Source organism: Thermus sp., assembly GCF_056332225.1.
The window spans coordinates 1-854 of the sequence record NZ_JBWGQW010000155.1 but is presented as its reverse complement, the minus strand read 5'-3'; the positions used below and the strand labels follow the sequence as shown (position 1 = coordinate 854).

At 68.5% G+C, this 854-nt stretch carries 3 protein-coding genes; all 3 read right to left on the bottom strand.

Going from position 1 to position 854, the window contains the following annotated elements; genetic code table 11:
* On the bottom strand, positions 1-118 hold a 118-nt coding region (locus AC01Y6_RS10630), incomplete at its 3' end, for a cob(I)yrinic acid a,c-diamide adenosyltransferase (RefSeq protein WP_476671495.1).
* Between the two features lie 23 nt (positions 119-141).
* Positions 142-654 (bottom strand): hypothetical protein, encoded by a 513-nt coding sequence (locus AC01Y6_RS10625; RefSeq protein ID WP_476671494.1) that lies wholly within the window; start codon positions 652-654, stop codon positions 142-144.
* A gap of 4 nt (positions 655-658) precedes the next feature.
* Positions 659-854, bottom strand: a 196-nt coding sequence (locus AC01Y6_RS10620) for an adenosylcobinamide-GDP ribazoletransferase (RefSeq protein WP_476671493.1), incomplete at its 5' end; no start/stop codon positions are given.

The window sequence follows — 854 nt, the reverse complement described above, 5'->3', positions numbered from 1 at the left end:
GGGCGAGGCCGAAGGCGGCGGTGCTTTTGCCCTTGCCGTCCCCGGTGTAGACCAGGAGGAGGCCCCGCCTCTCCCCTTGGGGCCTGGCGTAGGGCTTGTGGCGTTTGGGCACCTCCACGGGAAGAGCTGACCCCGGAAAGCCTAGCGGAGGAAGGCGGAGAGGAGGGCCAGGACCACCCCCAAGGCCGTGAGGTAGAGCATCACCTTGTTGAAGGCCACTCCGATCTCGGCCTTCAACTCCTGGCGCAGGGCCAGAATCTGAGCCTCCACCCCTTGGATCCGACCCTCCAGCCTGGTTTCCACCCCATGGACCCGTTCTCCCAGCTTGGCCTCCACCCCCTGAATCTGCCTCTCCAGCCTGGCTTCCACCCCCTGGACCCGCTCCCCCAGCTTGGTCTCCACCTCCTGAATCCGGGCCTCTACCCCCCGGATCCGGTCCTCGAGCCTGGCCTGCGCCTCCTGGAGCTGATGCCCCAAGGCCTGGAAGCGCTCCTCTAACCGGGTTTCCCGCTCCCTGAGCTCCGCCTTCACCTCTTCCCTAAGGGCGTCTATGCGCCGGGAGAGGTCCTGGACCAGGGGCGGAAGGACGGCCACGGTGGTCTCCACCACCCCCTCCAGCTTCTCCAAGCGCTCCAAGAGGCGGTCCTCGGCCATGGCCTCATGGTAGCCCAGACCCGGAAGGAAAGGAAGGTGCCGAACCCAACAGGGCTTCCGCCAAAAGCGAGACCACCTCCCCCAGGGCGATCATGGCCCCGAGGGCGTCCCCGTTCAGCCCCCCGAGGCGGGCCCAGGCCAGGCGGGCCACCCCCCAGGCGGCGAGGAGGCCGAGGAGGGCGGGAAGGGGGTAGAGGAGG